The 17,913-nt window shown below is 69.9% G+C and carries 16 protein-coding genes; 12 read left to right on the plus strand and 4 right to left on the minus strand.

From position 1 onward, the window contains the following. The first annotated feature begins 46 nt into the window (after positions 1–46). The 6 genes from Q9S71_RS08235 (at position 47) to Q9S71_RS08260 (ending at position 5,489) form a co-directional block, all read left to right on the plus strand. Complete coding sequence (locus tag Q9S71_RS08235; protein ID WP_064002369.1) at positions 47–343, plus strand: DUF1905 domain-containing protein; 297 nt, start codon at positions 47–49, stop codon at positions 341–343. Positions 344–346: 3 nt separating this feature from the next. Continuing rightward, on the plus strand, positions 347–868 hold the full coding sequence (locus tag Q9S71_RS08240; protein ID WP_311861768.1) for an A24 family peptidase: 522 nt from the start codon (positions 347–349) through the stop codon (positions 866–868). Between the two features lie 82 nt (positions 869–950). Continuing rightward, complete coding sequence (locus Q9S71_RS08245; RefSeq protein ID WP_311861770.1) at positions 951–1,967, plus strand: YihY/virulence factor BrkB family protein; 1,017 nt, start codon at positions 951–953, stop codon at positions 1,965–1,967. Between the two features lie 88 nt (positions 1,968–2,055). Continuing rightward, on the plus strand, positions 2,056–4,539 hold the full coding sequence (locus tag Q9S71_RS08250; protein ID WP_311861772.1) for a glycogen/starch/alpha-glucan phosphorylase: 2,484 nt from the start codon (positions 2,056–2,058) through the stop codon (positions 4,537–4,539). 88 nt (positions 4,540–4,627) lie between these two features. Then, entirely contained in the window at positions 4,628–4,870 is a 243-nt protein-coding gene (locus tag Q9S71_RS08255) for a hypothetical protein (protein ID WP_064002366.1), read from the plus strand. After that, a complete protein-coding gene (locus Q9S71_RS08260) occupies positions 4,860–5,489 on the plus strand; it encodes a CYTH domain-containing protein (protein WP_311861774.1) in 630 nt (209 codons plus the stop codon). The genes Q9S71_RS08255 and Q9S71_RS08260 overlap by 11 nt, the downstream gene beginning before the upstream one ends. 113 nt (positions 5,490–5,602) lie before the next feature. On the opposite strand, the gene lpdA is transcribed toward Q9S71_RS08260, so the two are convergent. Both lpdA and Q9S71_RS08270 read right to left on the minus strand, forming a co-directional pair. Continuing rightward, positions 5,603–7,003 (minus strand): dihydrolipoyl dehydrogenase, encoded by a 1,401-nt coding sequence (gene lpdA, locus Q9S71_RS08265; protein ID WP_253034337.1) that lies wholly within the window; start codon positions 7,001–7,003, stop codon positions 5,603–5,605. 29 nt (positions 7,004–7,032) lie between these two features. Continuing rightward, a complete protein-coding gene (locus Q9S71_RS08270) occupies positions 7,033–7,608 on the minus strand; it encodes a copper resistance CopC family protein (RefSeq protein WP_311861777.1) in 576 nt (191 codons plus the stop codon). A 139-nt stretch (positions 7,609–7,747) separates the two neighbouring features. Between Q9S71_RS08270 and Q9S71_RS08275 the strand changes: the two genes are divergently transcribed. The 3 genes from Q9S71_RS08275 to Q9S71_RS08285 all read left to right on the plus strand — a co-directional run bounded on the left by Q9S71_RS08275 (position 7,748) and on the right by Q9S71_RS08285 (position 9,556). Then, positions 7,748–8,236 (plus strand): FHA domain-containing protein, encoded by a 489-nt coding sequence (locus Q9S71_RS08275; protein WP_064002362.1) that lies wholly within the window; start codon positions 7,748–7,750, stop codon positions 8,234–8,236. A 44-nt stretch (positions 8,237–8,280) separates the two neighbouring features. Continuing rightward, positions 8,281–8,913 carry a transcriptional regulator FtsR gene (ftsR, locus tag Q9S71_RS08280; RefSeq protein ID WP_311861781.1) on the plus strand — a complete coding sequence of 211 codons (633 nt, stop codon included), beginning with the start codon at positions 8,281–8,283 and terminating at the stop codon, positions 8,911–8,913. 97 nt (positions 8,914–9,010) lie between these two features. After that, positions 9,011–9,556: a MerR family transcriptional regulator gene (locus Q9S71_RS08285; RefSeq protein WP_311861782.1), complete on the plus strand. Its 546-nt coding sequence runs from the start codon at positions 9,011–9,013 to the stop codon at positions 9,554–9,556. Between the two features lie 58 nt (positions 9,557–9,614). On the opposite strand, the gene Q9S71_RS08290 is transcribed toward Q9S71_RS08285, so the two are convergent. Further along, positions 9,615–10,427: a ParA family protein gene (locus tag Q9S71_RS08290; RefSeq protein WP_064002359.1), complete on the minus strand. Its 813-nt coding sequence runs from the start codon at positions 10,425–10,427 to the stop codon at positions 9,615–9,617. Positions 10,428–10,523: 96 nt separating this feature from the next. Between Q9S71_RS08290 and Q9S71_RS08295 the strand changes: the two genes are divergently transcribed. Genes Q9S71_RS08295 through Q9S71_RS08305 form a run of 3 tightly spaced genes read left to right on the plus strand, consistent with a single transcriptional unit; the run spans position 10,524 to position 15,888 of the window. Beyond that, positions 10,524–13,931 carry a pyruvate carboxylase gene (locus tag Q9S71_RS08295; RefSeq protein ID WP_311861784.1) on the plus strand — a complete coding sequence of 1,136 codons (3,408 nt, stop codon included), beginning with the start codon at positions 10,524–10,526 and terminating at the stop codon, positions 13,929–13,931. Positions 13,932–13,984: 53 nt separating this feature from the next. After that, a complete protein-coding gene (locus Q9S71_RS08300) occupies positions 13,985–15,400 on the plus strand; it encodes a MinD/ParA family ATP-binding protein (RefSeq protein ID WP_311861786.1) in 1,416 nt (471 codons plus the stop codon). Continuing rightward, complete coding sequence (locus Q9S71_RS08305; RefSeq protein WP_311861788.1) at positions 15,400–15,888, plus strand: peptide deformylase; 489 nt, start codon at positions 15,400–15,402, stop codon at positions 15,886–15,888. The genes Q9S71_RS08300 and Q9S71_RS08305 overlap by 1 nt, the downstream gene beginning before the upstream one ends. Positions 15,889–15,948: 60 nt before the next feature. Here Q9S71_RS08305 and Q9S71_RS08310 read toward each other — a convergent pair whose 3' ends face one another. Then, positions 15,949–17,784 (minus strand): AMP-dependent synthetase/ligase, encoded by a 1,836-nt coding sequence (locus tag Q9S71_RS08310; RefSeq protein WP_311861790.1) that lies wholly within the window; start codon positions 17,782–17,784, stop codon positions 15,949–15,951. Positions 17,785–17,913: the final 129 nt, after the last annotated feature.

The following is a 17,913-nucleotide window of genomic DNA, read 5'->3' on the forward strand; positions in this document are numbered from 1 at the left end:
GGGATGCCGCGCGCCGCCGTGCGCGCGACATCGCTACCGTGAGGGCATGATCGTCGAGGCCTCCGGGGTGCTGTTCCGCTGGGAGTCGCGGAGGGACGACTGGTACTTCGTCCCCCTCCCGGCGGAGGTGAGTGCGGACATCCGCGAGGTACCGCGACCCGGGCGGGGATTCGGATCCGTCCCGGTGGGCGCGACGGTCGGGTCGTCGTCCTGGCGGACCTCGATCTTCCCCGACGCGGCGCGCGGGGTGTACGTCCTGCCGCTCAAGCGCTCGGTCCGCGAGCGCGAGGGGATCTCCGAGGGGGACACGGTCTCCGTCCGTCTCGACGTCCAGGACGGCTGAGCCGTGTCCGTGCCCTGGGCCGGACTCATGGACCCGGTCGCGACCGTCGCGGTCGTCCTCGCCTACGTCTGGCTGGCCGTCGCCTCGGTCGTCCTCGCGGTCATCGACGTCCGCACGCACCGGTTGCCCAACGCGTGGGTGCTCCCCGGCTACCCCGTGCTCGGCGGGCTGCTGCTCGCCGCGTGCCTCGCGGGAGCCCCGTGGTCGTCCCTCCTGCGCGCCGCCGTCGGAGGCGCCGCGCTGTTCGTCTTCTACCTCCTGCTGCGCGCGGCAGGGGGCGGGATGGGCGGGGGAGACGTGAAACTCGCCGGCGTCCTCGGTATCGCGCTCGGGTGGGCGGGGTGGTCCGCGCTCGCCGTCGGGGCCGTGGCCGCGTTCGTCTTCGGCGGCGTGTACGGCGCGCTGCTGCTCGCGACCCGTCGCGCCTCCCGGCGCACCGCGGTCGCCTTCGGACCGTGGATGCTGCTGGGCGCCTGGACCGGCATCCTCCTCGGTGCCGACGTGGCGGACCGTCTCGGCCTGTGACCTCGCGAGCGGTGCGTGCCAGATCCGCCTCGACGATGCAAGGGGAGCGGGGTCGATGCGTCCGCCTCGCTACCGTGAGGACATGGCCGATCGCACGAAGACCCCGTTCGTCCCGCGCCTGATCGCCCGCGCGCTGTCGTGGCGGATCGTGCGGGCCTACCTCCGCTACAGCGAGCGGCGCGGCCCGCTCCTGGCTGACAGCGTGACCTATCGCACGCTCTTCAGCGTGTTCGCGGGCGTCCTGCTCGGCTTCTCCGTCGCAGCACTCTGGCTGTCGGGCAACCCCCAGGCCTGGCAGAGTCTCATCGACGCGGTCGACGGCGTGATCCCCGGCCTCGTGGGAGAGGGCGGCATCATCGACCCCGAGAAGCTCGGTCAACCGATCGCGTTCTCGCTCGCCGGCGTGTTCTCCCTCGTGGGTCTCGTCCTCGCGGCGATCGGCGCGATCGGGTCGCTGCGCACCTCGCTGCGGGTGATCGCCGACAAGGTCCACGACGACACCCTGTTCATCATCGTCCTCGGCCGCAACCTCGTCCTGGCCGTCGTCATCGGGGTCGGCCTCGCCGCCGCAGCGGTCGCGACCGTCCTCGGCACCGCGGGCGTCGGTCTGGTCGCCGACGTCGTCGGGGTCTCCGCCGACAGCCCGGTGACGGTCGGCCTGAGTGCCGCGGTCGGCATCCTCGTCACCTTCGTCCTCGACACGGCGGTCGTCGCGCTCCTGTTCCGCACGCTCTCGGGTGTGCGCGCTCCGGCGCGGGCGCTCTGGACCGGGGCTCTGCTCGGCGGCTTCGGCCTGACCGTGCTGCAGCAGCTGTCGAGCCTGTTCGTCGGCGGCGCCGGCTCCAACCCCCTGCTCGCCACCTTCGCCTCGCTCATCGCGCTGCTGCTGTGGATCAACCTGTCGTGCCAGGTCATCCTCATCGCCTCGGCGTACATCGTTGCGGCCACGCTCGAGAGCGAGGACCGCGTCCGTCGCGTGCACGGCGCGACGACGCTGATCGAGCGCCGCGTCCAGACCGCTGAGGATCAGGTGAAGGCGGCGGCCGACGAGTTGCAGGCCGCGCGCGAGGCGCTGGCGGCCGAGCGTTCCGCGGACTGACGGGCTCCTTCGTCACCGCCGCGTCACCGCTGTGTGAACTCTGGCGCATCCACTCGATGCGCACCGTCCGGGTGTGTACCGTCGTACCGTGAAGAACCCGCGACTTCAGCCGACCCACCCGATCGCCCTCGCGCCCGTGCAGTCGCCCGAGCCCACCGTCGACGGGTTCGTGACGCAGTACCTGCGCAATCTCAACAACGGCCGCGGCGTGGCCCTGTCGACCTCGACGGTCAACGATCGCTACTTCGCGCTCGCCGCCACCGTGCGCGACTACCTCATGGCGCGGTGGCTCGAGGACGTGCGTCGGCAGCGGTCGACCCAGGCCAAGGGCGTCGCCTACCTCTCGGCGGAATACCTGCTCGGTCGGCAGCTCGACAACAACCTCCTGGCGACGGGACTCACCGACATCGCCGCCGAGGCCCTCGTCGCCTGCGGCCTCGACCTGGAGGACGTCCGCGCGCTCGAGGTCGAGCCGGGTCTCGGCAACGGCGGCCTCGGCCGCCTCGCGGCCTGCTTCATCGACTCGCTCGCGACGCTCGGCGTGCCGAGCATCGGTTACGGCATCCGGTACGAGTACGGCATCTTCCGTCAAACGTTCGTCGACGGACAGCAGGTCGAGCAGGCCGACTCGTGGCTCGCGCTCGGCTCGCCGTGGGAGTTCCCCCACCCCGAAGCCGCGCAGACCATCTCGTTCGGCGGCCACACCGAGCAGTACGACGACGAGGGCGTCACGCGCACGCGTTGGGTGCCGTCGTGGAACGTCCTCGCCGTGCCGTACAACTACATGGTCCCGGGCTACCACAACGGCCGCGTCAACACGCTGCGTCTGTGGAGCGCACAGGCCACCCAGGGTTTCGACCTGCGCGTCTTCAACGCGGGCGACTACCAGGAGGCCGTGCGCGCGCAGACCTACGCCGAGAACATCTCGAAGGTGCTCTACCCCGAGGACTCCACCCCGCAGGGCAAGGAGCTGCGCCTGCAGCAGCAGTACTTCTTCGTCGCGGCATCCATCAGCGATTTCGTGAACCTCATCCTGCCGAGCGACTTCGACCTCGCGAAGCTGCCCGATCGGGTCATCTTCCAGCTCAACGACACCCACCCCGTCATCGGTGTCCCCGAGTTGATGCGCGTCCTCGTCGACGAGAAGAAGCTCGAATGGGATGCCGCCTGGCAGATCACCCGGCAGTGCTTCGCCTACACCTGCCACACCCTGCTGCCCGAGGCGCTCGAGGTGTGGCCCGCGGACCTGCTCGGCAGGCTCCTGCCGCGCCACCTCGAGATCATCTACCGGATCAACGACGAGTTCCTCGACGAGGTCCGCGAGCGCTTCGGCGACGACGAGGAGCGGATCCGGCGGATGTCGATCATCTCGCCCGACGGTGCGGTGCGGATGGCCTACCTCGCCACGGTCGCCGGCTCCAAGGTCAACGGTGTCGCCGAGCTGCACTCGCAGCTGCTGCGCGAGAAGGTCCTGCCGGACTTCGACGAGTTCTTCCCCGGCAAGTTCACGAACGTCACGAACGGGGTCACGCCGCGCCGGTTCATCCGTCTCGCCAACCCCGGACTGTCGCGCCTCATCACCGACACGATCGGACCCGGCTGGCTCACCGACCTCGACCGGCTGCGCGAGCTCGAGGACTACGCCGACGACACCGCCTTCCACGCCGCGTTCCGCGCGGTGAAGGCGTCCAACAAGCGCGTGCTCGCCCGCACCCTCGCCGACCGCGACGGGTTCACCGTGGCCGACGACCATCTGCTCGACGTCATGGTGAAGCGCCTGCACGAGTACAAGCGCCAGACGCTCAAGCTCCTCCACATCATCACGGAGTACGACGCCATCGCCTCGGGCCGCGTCACACCCGACCAGGTCACCCCCCGCACCTTCGTGTTCGGCGCCAAGGCCGCGCCCGGCTACGCGATGGCCAAGCGCATCATCCACCTCATCAACGCCGTCGGCAGCGTCGTCAACTCCGACCCGCGGGTCGAGGGGCGCCTCGCGGTCCTGTTCCCGCCCAACTACAACGTCACCCTCGCCGAGCGGGTCGTCCCGGCGGCGGACCTCTCCGAGCAGATCTCGCTCGCCGGCAAGGAGGCCTCCGGCACGGGCAACATGAAGTTCGCCCTCAACGGTGCGCTGACCATCGGCACCGACGACGGCGCGAACGTCGAGATCCGCGAGCTCGTGGGCGACGAGAACTTCTTCCTGTTCGGGATGTCCGAGCCCGAGGTCGCCGACCTGCAGACGCGCGGGTACCACCCCATCGACTTCGTGCGCGCCGATGAGAACCTCTCGCGGGCGCTGGACCTCGTCTCCTCGGGCGCGTTCTCGGGCGGAGACGGATCGGTGTTCGAGCCGGTGGTGTCGAACCTGATCCACCACGACCCGTTCATGGCGCTCGCGGACTACACGGACTACATCGCGGCGCAGAAGCGCGTCGATGCGCTCTATGCCGATCAGGATGCCTGGACCCGCGCCGCGATCCTCAACGTGGCGCGCTGCGGGTTCTTCTCCTCCGACCGGTCGATGCGCGACTACATCGACCGCATCTGGCACACGCCGCCCCTCGTCTGACGGCCGCGGATAGCACCGCGGCGACCGGCTGACAAGTCGCGGCGGAGCCGTCGGGGCGCCGGGTTAGAGTCGGTGTCGGAGGTACATCATGGCAATCGCACGACTTCACGGCGGCCCGCTCGACGGCCAGGTCATCCCGCTCGAGGAGGACACGGATCGGCTGATCCTGCCCTACAGCGAGACGCAGATCACCTACGAGCGCGCGGGTGCCGACGAGAACACCGGGGAGGGCGACGGACCCACGTCCGCCGACTTCCACTTCGTCGCCGCGCAGGACGACATCGATCCGTCCGCCGACGAGCGCGACGACCGTTCGACCCTTGACGACTGAACCGGAGCACTCGCTCGAGATCGAGCGCACGTACGACGTCGACGCCGGGACGCCGCTGCCCGATTGGGCTCGGCTTCCCGGCGTCGCCGCTGTCGGCGCACCCGAACCCCGAGAGCTCGACGCGCACTACCTCGACACGGCCGACGGCGCGCTGGGACGGGCGCGCGTCGCGCTCCGGCGCCGCAGCGGCGGACCTGACGAGGGCTGGCACATCAAGCGCGTGACGCCGGAAGGCAAGGCGGAGGCGCGCTGGCCGCTGGATGCCGGGGGCTCCGATGCCATCGTGGTGCCCGCGGCGATCGAGGATGTCCTCGCCCCCGTCGCGTCGCCCCCGTTCGCGCCGCTCGCGCGCATCCGCAATGCCCGCACCGCGTACGCGCTCCTCGATGCGGAGGGGAATCTGCTCGCGGAGTTCGTCGACGACAGGGTCACCGCCACCGACGTCCGCCGGGGTGTCGAGACGTCCTGGCGCGAGTGGGAGCTCGAGCTCGGTCCGGCCGCACCGACGGATGCCGCGGCCCGCGACGCGCTCTTCGCCGCAGCGGACGAGCTCGTCCGCGCCGTCGGGGGAGAGGTGTCGGGGTCGGGCTCCAAGCTCGAACGCGCCCTCGGTCTCTGACTCGCGCAGGCCGCAACGCACTGACGCCGCCCCCGGCTTCGTTCGGGGCGGCGTCAGTCGTGATGGTCAGGTTACTGAAGACCCATGCGTTCCGATAGGTCTTCCCTGTCTGATCAGAGGTTGATCATGTGGCCGGCGAGGCCGTGGAAGGCCTCCTGCAGGCCCTCGGACAGCGTCGGGTGCGTGTGCACGTTCCGCGCGGCCTCGAGGGCGGTGAGGTCCCACTTCTGCGCGAGCGTCAGCTCGGGCAGGAGCTCCGACACGTCGGGGCCGATGAGGTGGCCACCGAGCAGCTCGAGGTGCTCGGCATCCGCGATCAGCTTCACGAACCCGACCGGCTCGCCCAGGCCGTTGGCCTTGCCGTTGGCCGAGAAGGGGAACTTCGCGACCTTGACGTCGTAGCCGGCGTCGCGCGCCTGCTGCTCCGTGAGGCCGAACGAGGCCACCTGCGGCGAGCAGAACGTCGCACGCGGCATGTTGCGGTAGTCCCCGAGCGTCTGCGTCTCCGCCTTGCCGATCGTCTCGGCGGCGACGACGCCCTGCGCCTCGGCGACGTGTGCGAGCTGCAGCTTGGCGGTCACGTCGCCGATGGCGTAGACGCCGTCGACGTTCGTGCGCATGTAGTCGTCGATCTCGATGGCACCGCGGTCGGTGAGCTTGACACCGGTGTTCTCGAGCCCGAAGCCCTCGACACGCGGGGCGAACCCGATCGACATGAGGACCTTGTCCGCCTCGATCTGGCCCTTCGCGCCGTCGGAGTTCGCGGAGTACGACACGGTGACCTTGTCGCCCGAGTCGACGACGGACTCGACCTTGGTCGAGGTGAGGATCTCGATGCCGTACTTCTTGTACTGCCGCTGGATCTCCTTCGAGACCTCGACGTCTTCGTTGGGGAGAGCGCGGTCGAGGAACTCGATGATCGTGACCTTAACGCCGTAGTTGCTCATCACGAAGGCGAACTCCATGCCGATCGCGCCGGCACCGACGATGACGATCGAGTTCGGCAGGTCGCGCGTGAGGATCTGCTCCTCGTAGGTGACGACGTTCTCGCTGAGGGTGACACCCGGCAGCAGACGCACGGTCGAGCCGGTCGAGATGATCACGTTGTCGGCCGTGACGGTCTCCTTCGAGCCGTCCTCCTTCGTGACCTCGATGGACTTCGCGTCGATGAACGAGCCGCGACCCTGGTACTCGGTCACCTTGTTCTTCTTCATCAGGAAGTGGATGCCCTTGACGTGGGTCTCGGCGACCTTGCGGCTGCGGTCCCATGCGGTGCCGAAGTCGAAGTTCACGTCACCGCTGATGCCGAAGAGGTCGGCCTTATGGGTGAAGGTGTGCGCGAGGTCCGCGTTCTTCAGGAGCGCCTTGGAGGGGATGCAGCCGACGTTGAGGCAGACACCGCCCCAGTACTTCTCTTCGATGATGGCGGTGGACAGTCCGAGCTGTGCGGAGCGGACGGCCGCGACATAGCCGCCGGGGCCGGCACCGAGGATGACGACGTCGTAGTGAGGCATGCCTCCAGCCTAGTCCGCTGCCGGTGGCCTCACTCCTTCGTCTCGCCCCGTCGACCGCGGACGATCGCGACCGCGATCACGACGCCGACGGCGAGGAAGATGATGCCTCCGCCCACCGCGTACGGGACCGCGTTGAACCCCTCCGAGGACCCTTCCGCCTGCTCGCCGGCCGATTCGCCGCACTCTTCGACCGCCGCGACCTTGCCGTCCTCGCCCACCGAGAACGTGAACTCATCTGAGAGGGGGTGCCCGTCGCTCGAGACGATCCGCCACTGGACGAGGACCGCCCCCTCGAACGGTCCGTCGAGCGCCTGGGTGACGACGTTGTCCGCGACCTCGGGGTCCCCGGCGGCCAGCGAACGGCACGATTCGTCGTAGACCGCCACGACCGTCGCACCCGCCTCCGTCGAGGGCGTCGCACTGAACGTCAGCGAGATCTCCTCCGGGGTGGTTCCGAGGACGGCGTCGGCGGCCGGATCGGAGCTGAGCAACTCGTCGTGGGCCGCGGCGGGGGAGGCGGGAGCGAGCAGCAGCGCGGCGGCGACCGCTGCGGCGGCGATCGCGCCACCGCGACGGCGCATGCGGGGGTTCGTGGACGTCGACATGGTGGCGACGCTAATCGAACGCATGCCGCCGCTCCCCGGCCCTGTCGTCTGCGCCACGGGCCCGCTACCATGTCGCCTCGGCGTGGACCCGGCCACCGTGAGCGGGAGCGATCGGTTACTGTGGGAGAAGGAGGACATCGTGGACGAGAATCAGCGACCGGGCGGCGACATCCATCGGGGTGCCGAGACGTCGGCGCACCCGCGTCTTGTGGATTCGACGCAGACGTTCGGGCACGACTCGGACCTCTCCTTCGTGCCCTTCGGCGCCGAGTTGACGGCCGCCGAGGTCGAGGCGATCAACGCCCTCCCGGCGCGTGCCGCGCTCCTCATCGTCCGGTCTGGGCCGACGGCGGGTGCGCGGTACCTGCTCGACACCGACGTGACGACCGTGGGCCGCCACCCCGAGGCCGACATCTTCTTCGACGATGTGACCGTCTCCCGGCGTCATGCGGAGATCACCCGCACGGGCGCCACGTTCGAATTGATCGACCAGCGCTCGCTCAACGGCACCTACGTGAACGGCGAGCGTGTCGACCGCGCGACCCTCACCGACGGGGCCGAGGTGCGCGTCGGCAAGTTCCGCCTCAACTTCTTCGTCGCTCCGGCAGAGCGGGCGATCGGCGCGTGAGCCCGGCCGCCGCCACCCGGGGACGAGCTGCGTCCTTGGGGTCTTTGAGCATCGGCCAGGTCCTCGCCCGTTTGAGCCCGGAGTTCCCCGCCCTCACGGCGAGCAAGCTCCGATTCCTCGAGGTGCAGGGGATCGTCACGCCCGTCCGCACCGAGTCCGGCTACCGCAAGTTCTCCGCCGCCGATGTCGAGCGGCTGCGCACGGCCCTCAGCATGCAGCGTGATTTCGGCATCCCGTTGGCCCGGATCCGCGAGTACCTCGAGGAGCACGGCGACGACGTGGCGCCCGTCCCGCCGGCATCCATCGTCCAGAGCTCGCGTCGCTACCGTCGTGACGAGCTCCTCAGCACCGCCGGCGCCTCGGCGACGCTGCTGAACGAAGCGGTGTCCGCTGGTCTCATCGCGCCCTCCGACTCGTTCGACGAGCGTGCGCTCGGCGTGCTCCGTTCCCTCGTCGCGCTCGACGCGCACGGGATCCAGCCCCGCCACATCCGCACCATCCGGCAGAGCGCCGAGCGCGAGGTGTCGCTCATCGAGAGCGCCATCGCCCCGCTGCTGCGCCGCGCGGATGCCGGTTCCCGAGCGAAGGCCAACGAGATCGCGCCCGAACTGGCCCGTCGACTCGAAGAGATCCGACAGGTGTTCGTCGCCGCAGCGCTCGATCGTCTGACCCCGTGACCGTCCGCGACACGCCGGACGCGACGAGTCGGATGTCGTTGCTGGAGGCACCTCGGTCCTCTAGCGTGGAACCACCGATCACCCGCAGGAGGCCCCGATGACCGCGCACGATGCGCTGGGCGAGCAGAAGTTCTCGACCGAACTTTTGTTCACCGACGGCCTCCCCGAGATGGACGACGAAGTCGGTTACCGCGGAGCCCAGGCGGCACGCGCTGCCGGCATCACCTACCGGCAGCTCGACTACTGGGCCCGTACCGAGCTCGTCGAGCCCACGGTCCGCGGCGCGAGCGGTTCGGGGTCGCAGCGGCTCTACGGGTTCCGCGACATCCTCGTTCTGAAGCTCGTGAAGCGGCTCCTCGACACGGGGATCTCGCTCCAGCAGATCCGCATCGCCGTCGATCAGCTGCGAGCCGCGGGTATCCGCGATCTTGCGGGGACGACCCTCATGAGCGACGGCGCATCGGTGTACCTCTGCACCTCCAACGACGAGGTCATCGACCTCGTCAGCCGCGGGCAGGGCGTCTTCGGCATCGCCGTCGGCAAGGTCCTCCGCGAGGTCGAGACCACCCTGGTCGACTTCGAGGCCCAGCAGTCGGAACAGGTCGACGAGCTGGCCGCCCGTCGGGCCGCGCGCTCCGCCTGACGCACGCCGCATCCCCGTACGCGCGGAGGATGCTCTCGCCCGCCCGGGTGCCGGACGGTCAGGCGGGGGAGGCGGCGCCCGAAACGGGGATGCGACCCGTGCGGACGATCCGGTCGAGCAGCGAATCGAAATCGGCGGCGAGCTCCTGCGCGGAGTCGCCGGGCCAGATGTGCAGCGGCTTCGCCGCACCCTGCGCCTGCTGCAGGGAAGTGCGCTCAGGGAGCTGGGGGGTCAGCACGAGCGGCCCGAACATGTCGCGCAGTTCCTTGATGCGGAACTGGTGCTCGATGGACTGCGGGCGGACGCGGTTGACGACGATGCCGAGGGGCTGCAGGCGGGGGGACAGGCCGCGGCGGATCTCCTCGATCGCACGGAGCGCACGGTCCGCCGCCGCGACGGAGAAGAGGCCCGGCTCGGTTACGACGACGACGCGGTCGGATGCCGCCCACGCGGTGCGCGTGAGGGCGTTCAGCGACGGCGCGCAGTCGATGAGCACCAGGTCGTAGTCGGCCTCGATGGTGGCGAGGGCCTCCTCGAGCTTCCACACGTCGCGGACGCTCGGGTGCGGACCGTCGAAGTTGATCGCGGAGGGGCTGCCGATCATGACGTCGATCGTTCCGGGGTGCACCTTCGCCCAGCCGCTCGAGGTGATGGCCTGACGGACCACCTTCTCCTTGGGGTTGGCGAGGACGTCGGCGACGTTGAGCCGACCCGCCACCTGGATGTCCATGCCCGTCGACACGTCGGACTGCGGGTCCAGGTCGACGACAAGGGTCCGCACCCCGCGCGCGAACGCCGCGGAGGCGAGGCCCAGGGTCACGGTCGTCTTGCCGACGCCACCTTTGAGGGAGCTGACGGAGAGTACGTGCACAAGCGACCACGTTACCGTCCCCTAGGCTGTGAGGGTACTCAGCCCGTACCTCGGCGGCCCCGACGGAGTGGCCCCGCACCCAGTGAGGTGAAGAGCATGTTTCGCAAGATTCTGGTCGCCAATCGCGGAGAGATCGCCATCCGCGCATTCCGCGCCGCGTATGAGCTCGGGGCGCGGACGGTCGCCGTCTTCCCGTATGAAGACCGCTACTCGCTGCACCGGCTGAAAGCCGACGAGGCGTACCAGATCGGCGAGGTGGGCCACCCCGTCCGCGCGTACCTCGACGTCGACGAGATCATCCGCGTCGCGCTCGAGAGCGGCGCCGATGCGATCTACCCGGGCTACGGATTCCTGTCCGAGAATCCCGAGCTCTCCGCGAAGGCCGCCGACCATGGGATCGCCTTCATCGGTCCGTCCTCGACGGTGCTCGAGATGGCCGGCAACAAGGTCACCGCCAAGCAGCACGCGATCGCCGCGGGTGTGCCGGTGCTGCGTTCGACCGAGGCGTCGGACGACATCGACGCCCTGGTCGCGCAGGCATCCGACATCGGTTTCCCGATCTTTGTGAAGGCCGTCGCCGGCGGCGGCGGTCGCGGCATGCGGCGGGTCGAGCACCCCGACGCCCTCCCGCCCGCGCTGTCGGAGGCGATGCGCGAGGCGGGGAGCGCGTTCGGGGATCCGCGTGTCTTCCTTGAGCAGGCCGTGCAGCGGCCGCGTCACGTCGAGGTGCAGATCCTCGCGGATGCGGCGGGGAACACGGTCCACCTGTTCGAGCGCGACTGCTCGGTGCAGCGTCGCCACCAGAAGGTGGTCGAGATCGCACCCGCGCCCAATCTGGCGGAAGAGACTCGCCACAGCCTCCACGCCTACGCCGTCGCGTTCGCCCGGTCCATCTCCTACGTGAACGCGGGAACCGTCGAGTTCCTCCTGGAGACCGCCGGTCCCCGTGCGGGCGAAGTCGTGTTCATCGAGATGAACCCCCGCATCCAGGTCGAGCACACCGTCACCGAAGAGGTCACCGACGTCGACCTCGTGCAGTCGCAGATGCGCATCGCCGCGGGCGCGACCCTCGAGGACCTGGGCCTGCGCCAGGAGCAGATCCACCTGCGCGGCGCCGCCCTGCAGTGCCGCATCACGACGGAGGATCCCGCGCACGGCTTCCGCCCCGACACCGGCAAGATCACGACCTACCGCTCGCCGGGCGGTGCCGGCATCCGTCTGGACGGCGGGACGACCGCGGCCGGCTCGCAGATCAGCCCGCACTTCGACTCCATGCTGGCCAAACTGACGTGCCGGGGGCGCGACTTCGAGGCCGCGGTCGTCCGCTCTCGTCGCGCGCTGGCGGAGTTCCGCATCCGCGGTGTGTCGACCAACATCCCGTTCCTGCAGCGGGTGCTCGACGACCCGGCCTTCGCCGCCGGCGACCTGAGCACGGCGTTCATCGACGAGCGGCCCGAGCTCGTGCAGGGTCGTGAGTCGAAGGACCGCGGCTCCAAGATCGTGTCCTGGCTCGCGGACGTCACGGTCAACCGCCCGAACGGCGACAGCCCGGTCCACACCGACCCCGCCGCGAAGCTGCCGGCCGTCGACCTGAACGCAGCGCCTGCCCCCGGGTCGCGGCAGCGTCTGCTCGAGCTCGGCCCGAAGGGCTTCGCCGAGGCGCTCCGCGCGCAGGACGGACTCGCCGTCACGGAGACGACCTTCCGCGACGCACACCAGTCCCTGCTCGCGACCCGCGTGCGCACGAAGGACCTCGTTCGCGTCGCCCCGCACGTCGCCCGGCTCACCCCGCAGCTGCTGTCGGTCGAGGCGTGGGGAGGTGCGACCTACGACGTCGCCCTCCGCTTCCTCGGCGAGGACCCGTGGGAGCGTCTCGACGCCCTCCGCTCCGCTCTGCCGAACGTCGCGATCCAGATGCTGCTGCGCGGTCGCAACACGGTCGGCTACACGCCGTACCCGACGAAGGTCACGGACGCGTTCGTCGCGGAGGCCGCGGCATCCGGTGTCGACATCTTCCGCATCTTCGACGCGCTCAACGACGTCAGTCAGATGCGGCCCGCGATCGAGGCGGTCCTCGCCACCGACACCGCCGTCGCCGAGGCGGCGATCTGCTACACCGGCAACCTCCTCGACCCCGCCGAGGACCTGTACACGCTCGACTACTACCTGCGGCTCGCGGAGCAGGTCGTGGACGCCGGCGCCCACATCCTCGCGATCAAGGACATGGCGGGGCTGCTGCGTCCGGCTGCCGCGGCGCGGCTCGTGTCGGCCCTCCGGGAGCGCTTCGACCTGCCGGTCCACGTCCACACCCACGACACGGCCGGCGGTCAATTGGCGACACTCCTCGCGGCCAGTGCGGCCGGAGCGGATGCCGTCGACGCCGCCGCCGCGCCGATGTCGGGCACGACGAGCCAGCCCTCGCTGTCGGCGCTGGTCGCCGCCCTGGCGGACACGGAGCGCGACACCGGACTCGACTTGCAGGCGGTCTCGGACCTCGAGCCGTACTGGGAGGCGGTCCGCAACCTCTACGCACCGTTCGAGTCGGGTCTGCCCGGCCCCACCGGGCGCGTCTACCACCACGAGATCCCCGGCGGCCAGCTCTCGAACCTGCGTCAGCAGGCGATCGCCCTCGGGCTGTCGGAGGACTTCGAGCTCATCGAGGACATGTACGCCGCGGCCAACCGGATCCTCGGCCGGGTCCCGAAGGTCACGCCGTCGTCGAAGGTCGTGGGCGACCTCGCCCTGCACCTCGCGGCCGTGAAGGCCGACCCGGCCGACTTCGAGGCGAACCCGGAGAAGTACGACGTGCCGGACTCGGTCGTCGGCTTCATGGCCGGCGAGCTCGGCGACCTGCCGGGCGGCTGGCCGGAGCCCTTCCGGTCGAAGGTGCTCGCGGGACGCTCCGTGAAGGTGGGTGTGACCGACATCTCCGCAGAGGATGCCGCGGCTCTCGACGCGGACTCGGCGACGCGACGCGAGAAGCTCAACCGGCTGCTCTTCCCCGCTCCGACGAAGGCGTTCCACGAGGTCCGTGACACGTTCGGCGACCTCAGCGTCCTCGACACCATCGACTACCTGTACGGGATGAAGCCGGGCCAGGAGCACGTGGTCGAGATCGAGCGGGGCGTGCAGCTCTACGTCGGTCTCGAGGCGATCGGCGAAGTCGACGACAAGGGGATGCGGACGGTCATGGCGACCCTGAACGGTCAGCTGCGCCCGGTCACCGTCCGCGATCGCTCGGTCGCCGTCGAGGCCCGCCAGGCCGAGAAGGCCGACACGTCGAGACCGGGTCAGGTCGCCGCACCGTTCTCGGGTGTCGTCACCGTGAAGGCCGACGAGGGCGCGAAGGTGCGCGCGGGGGAGCCCGTGGCATCCATCGAGGCGATGAAGATGGAGGCGGCCATCACCGCCCCCATCGACGGGGTTGTCGAGCGCATCGTGATCGCCCCCACCGCGCAGGTGGAGGCGGGTGACCTTTTGCTCGTGGTCCGTCCCGCGGACTAACCTGGTGCGTCGGGCTTTCCGAGGCCCCAGATCCACCAGGAGTGACCCCCGTGATGCGTGAGCGCGACAACGAGATGTCCGAGGACGTCGACAACGGTGTGCTCGAGCGCACCGACAACCTCGAGACGACCGGCATCGGCATCGTCGACGGAACGACGGCCCAGATCGACCTGACGCTTCCGGCGCTCGCGGACGATGACGACGACTACGTCGACGACGACGACATCGCCCCCGTCGGGCATGGCGAGGCCCAGCAGACCTCGGACGACGGCCACGACGAGGCATCCGTCGTCCCCGCATCGCGGCCCGAGGACGAGTCTCCTGCTCCGACAGCCGACACCCAGGGCGACATCGTCGACGCCGAGGTCGTCCCGACGACGGTCCCGCCGGTGACGGGGGTGACCCGGCGTGCGATCCACCATCCCGCGGGAGCCGACAAGCACGCCCTCGAGCGTGTGCGCGGGGTCCGCGTCGACGAGGAACCCCTGCAGTCCCGCCGTCTCGACCAGCTCTCGGCCGACCGCGAGAGCCCCGACCTGCTCACCGCCGATCGGCTCATCGACCGGTCCCGCGTCGCCGCGCCCGAGCCCGAGGGCGCCTGGCAGCGTCTCGTCTACGCCGCGAGCTTCCGTCGGGTCCTCCTTCAGGAGAGCCCGAAGGTCCGCGCACGCAAGGAGCTCGACCGCCGCATCGCCGCGCCGCTCACCGGCGGAGCGAAGTTCGTGCCCGTGCTCTCGCGCAAGGGCGGCGTCGGGAAGACGAGTGTGACCACCCTGCTCGGGATGGCCCTCGCCGACGCGCGCGAGGACCGCATCATCGCCGTCGACGCGAACCCCGACCGCGGCACCCTCGCCGAGCGGATCGAGCGCACGAGCGGCAAGACCGTGCGCGACCTCGTCCGTGCGCGCGCCGACGTGACCGGGTTCAACGACCTCTCCGGGATCGTCGCGCGGGACGAGACGCGCCTCGACATCCTGGCCTCCGATGCCGACCCGCACCTGTCCGAGGCGTTCAGCGACCGCGATTATCACGACGTCGCCGCCATCGCCGCCCACTACTACTCGATCGTCCTCACCGACAGCGGCACCGGCATCGTGCACTCCGTCATGGACGCGACCCTCGAGCTCGCCGACCAGATCCTCATCGTCGCCGGACGCAGCGTCGACGAGGCCAAGCTGGCCTCCGAGACGCTGTCGTGGCTCGAGACGAACGGGTACGGCGAGCTCGCCCGCAACGCCGTGGTCGTGCTCAACACCTCCCGGCCGGGGGCGAGCCTCATCAAGCCGAGCGAGCTCGAATCCCACTTCCGCAGCCGCGTGCGCGCGGTCGTGACCATTCCGTACGACGCGCACATCGCGACCGGCGGTCCGATCTCGTTCCGCGAGCTGGCCGGCGCGACGCGCCTCGCCGCCCGCGAGCTGGCGGCCGTCGTCGTCGAGGGGCTGCGCGCGGCGGGAACGGTGCGCTGATGGCGGTCCGTCCCATCCGCCTGTTCGGCGACCCCGTCCTGCGGTCGGTGTGCGCACCCATCGACGACATCGACGAGGGCGTCGTCAGCCTGGTGTCGGACTTGGTCGACTCCGTGGCCGAGCCGGGTCGCGCCGGCGTCGCGGCGCCGCAGATCGGTGTCGGCGTCCGCGCGTTCAGCTACAACGTCGACGGTGTCATCGGGTACATCCTGAACCCCACCCTCGAGGTCGCGGGCGATCCGGTGCCGACGGGGGAGGGATGCCTCTCGGTCCCCGGTCTCTGGCACGACGCCCTCCGCCACCCCTGGGCGCGCGTCACCGGCATCGACCTGCACGGTGACGAGCTCGTCATCGAGGGGGAGGGGCTGCTCGCACAGGCGCTGCAGCACGAATGCGACCACCTCGACGGGATGCTGTACCTCGACCGCCTGCCGAAGGACATCCGGCGCCAGGCGATGCGAGAAGTGCGCGAGTCCGACTGGTTCTGACCAGTGCATGACGAAGGGCCCCGGATCGCCGGGGCCCTTCGTCATGTGAGGGCGTGCGGGTCAGTTCCCGAGGGAGATGTTCGTGGTGGACACGTTCGCCTGGTACAGCTCCTCGATGTCGCCGGCGAAGTCCGAGAGGATCACGTTCCGCTTGATGCTCATCTTCGGCGTCAGGTGACCGGATGCCTCTGTCCACTCGGTGTCGAGGATCACGAACTTGCGGATCGACTCCGCGCGCGAGACCGCCTTGTTGGCGCGGTCCACCGCGGACTGCACCTCGGCGAGCACCTTCGGGTGCGTGATCACCTGCGACATGGGCATGTCGGCGGCGAGCCCGTTGTTGGACATCCACGTCGGCAGCATCTCGCGGTCGAGCGTGACCAGGGCGCCGATGAACGGCTTTTGGTCGCCCACGACGACCACCTGCCCGACGATGGGGTTCGCGCGGATGGGGTCCTCGAGGACGGCGGGGGCGACGTTCTTGCCCCCGGCCGTCACGATGATCTCCTTCTTGCGCCCCGTGATGGTGAGGTAGCCCTCGGAGTCGAAGGTCCCGATGTCGCCCGTGCGGAACCAGCCGTCGTGGAAGGCCTCCGCGGTCGCCTCGGGGTTGCGCCAGTACTCCTTGAACACGTTGATGCCGCGGACCTCGATCTCGCCGTCCTCGCCCAGCCGGACGCCGACGCCGGGGAGCGCGGGGCCCACCGTGCCGATCTTGGACTTCGTGGCGAGGTTCACGGTCGCCGGCGCGGTGGTCTCGGTGAGCCCGTAGCCCTCGAGGATCTGCACACCGAGGCTGTGGAAGAAGTGACCGAGGCGCGGCCCGAGCGGCGCCGATCCCGAGACGGCGTGCTTCACACGCCCGCCCATCGCGGTGCGCAGCTTGCTGTAGACGAGGCGGTCGAAGAGCGCGAACTTTATCTTCATCCCGAGCGGGATCTTCTCGCCGTCCTGCAGGCGGCGGGAGTGCTCGACGGCGACGGCCGCCGCGGCCCGGAAGATCTTGCCCTTGCCCCCCGCCTCCGCCTTCTGCTCGGCCGAGTTGTAGACCTTCTCGAACACGCGCGGTACCGCGAGCAGGTACGTCGGCTTGAACGAGCCGAGACCGGCGAGCAGCTTCGTCGTGTCGGGCTCGTGGCCCGTCTTCACCCCGGCGTGGATGTTGAGGATCGAGATGAACCGTGCGAACACGTGCGCGAGGGGGAGGAAGAGGAGGGTCGCGGCCCCGGGCTGCTCGACGACCTCGTGGAGCGCCTTGGCGGAGTTGCGGGAGAGCTCGACGAAGTTCTTGTGGGTGAGGACGCAGCCCTTGGGTCGGCCGGTCGACCCCGATGTGTAGATGAGGGTCGCGATGTCGTCGGCGTTGGCCAGCGAGCGGCGGCGCTCGATCTCGTCGTCGGTGATCTCGGTGCCCCGTGCGCGCAGGCTGTCGAGGTCCCCGGTGCCCATCGTCCACACCTCGCGCACGAGCGGGACCTCCGAGCGGATCTCGGCGACACGCTCGGCGTGGGTCGCGTTCTCGACCACCATCGCCACGGCGCCCGAGTCGGTGAGGATCCAGTTGATCTGAGACGCGGAGCTGGTCTCGTAGACCGGCACCATGACGGCGCCTGCGAAGAAGAGCGCGAAGTCGACGAGGGTCCAGTCGTAGGTCGTCCGTGCGAGGAAGGCGACCTTGTCGCCGGGCTGGATGCCGCTGGCCGCGAGTCCCTTCGCGAGCGCGATCACCTCGCGGTGGAACTCCGCTGCGGTGACGTCTCGCCATCCGTCCCCGTCCGGGACGGCGAACAGGGCCAGCGACGGCGTCGCCTTCACCCGCTCGACGAGGATGTCCGAGGTGTTCGAGGTCGGGTCGGCGGGCACGACGGCGGGGACGTCGAATTGTACGGCGCTCATGGGCGGCAACTCCTTCGGTACCGGGTGGCGTCAGGTGCGACCGAGTCTAGGCCATCGTGATCCTCGATCCCACGGCCGCGGCGGCCCGTCGCGCCCCGTTAGACTCACGGATGCCGTGCGCCCGCACGC

It is taken from the genome of Microbacterium gawkjiense, from assembly GCF_031932225.1.
Classification (GTDB): domain Bacteria; phylum Actinomycetota; class Actinomycetes; order Actinomycetales; family Microbacteriaceae; genus Microbacterium; species Microbacterium gawkjiense.

What these genes read in the sequence shown, in the direction of transcription:
- Q9S71_RS08235 (WP_064002369.1), top strand. Translation starts at nt 47, where the DNA reads ATGATCGTCGAGGCCTCCGGGGTGCTGTTCCGCTGGGAGTCGCGGAGG.
- Q9S71_RS08245 (WP_311861770.1), top strand. Translation starts at nt 951, where the DNA reads ATGGCCGATCGCACGAAGACCCCGTTCGTCCCGCGCCTGATCGCCCGC.
- Q9S71_RS08255 (WP_064002366.1), top strand. Translation starts at nt 4,628, where the DNA reads ATGGCAATCGCACGACTTCACGGCGGCCCGCTCGACGGCCAGGTCATC.
- lpdA (WP_253034337.1), bottom strand. Translation starts at nt 7,003, where the DNA reads ATGCCTCACTACGACGTCGTCATCCTCGGTGCCGGCCCCGGCGGCTAT.
- Q9S71_RS08270 (WP_311861777.1), bottom strand. Translation starts at nt 7,608, where the DNA reads ATGTCGACGTCCACGAACCCCCGCATGCGCCGTCGCGGTGGCGCGATC.
- Q9S71_RS08285 (WP_311861782.1), top strand. Translation starts at nt 9,011, where the DNA reads ATGACCGCGCACGATGCGCTGGGCGAGCAGAAGTTCTCGACCGAACTT.
- Q9S71_RS08295 (WP_311861784.1), top strand. Translation starts at nt 10,524, where the DNA reads ATGTTTCGCAAGATTCTGGTCGCCAATCGCGGAGAGATCGCCATCCGC.
- Q9S71_RS08300 (WP_311861786.1), top strand. Translation starts at nt 13,985, where the DNA reads ATGCGTGAGCGCGACAACGAGATGTCCGAGGACGTCGACAACGGTGTG.
- Q9S71_RS08305 (WP_311861788.1), top strand. Translation starts at nt 15,400, where the DNA reads ATGGCGGTCCGTCCCATCCGCCTGTTCGGCGACCCCGTCCTGCGGTCG.
- Q9S71_RS08310 (WP_311861790.1), bottom strand. Translation starts at nt 17,784, where the DNA reads ATGAGCGCCGTACAATTCGACGTCCCCGCCGTCGTGCCCGCCGACCCG.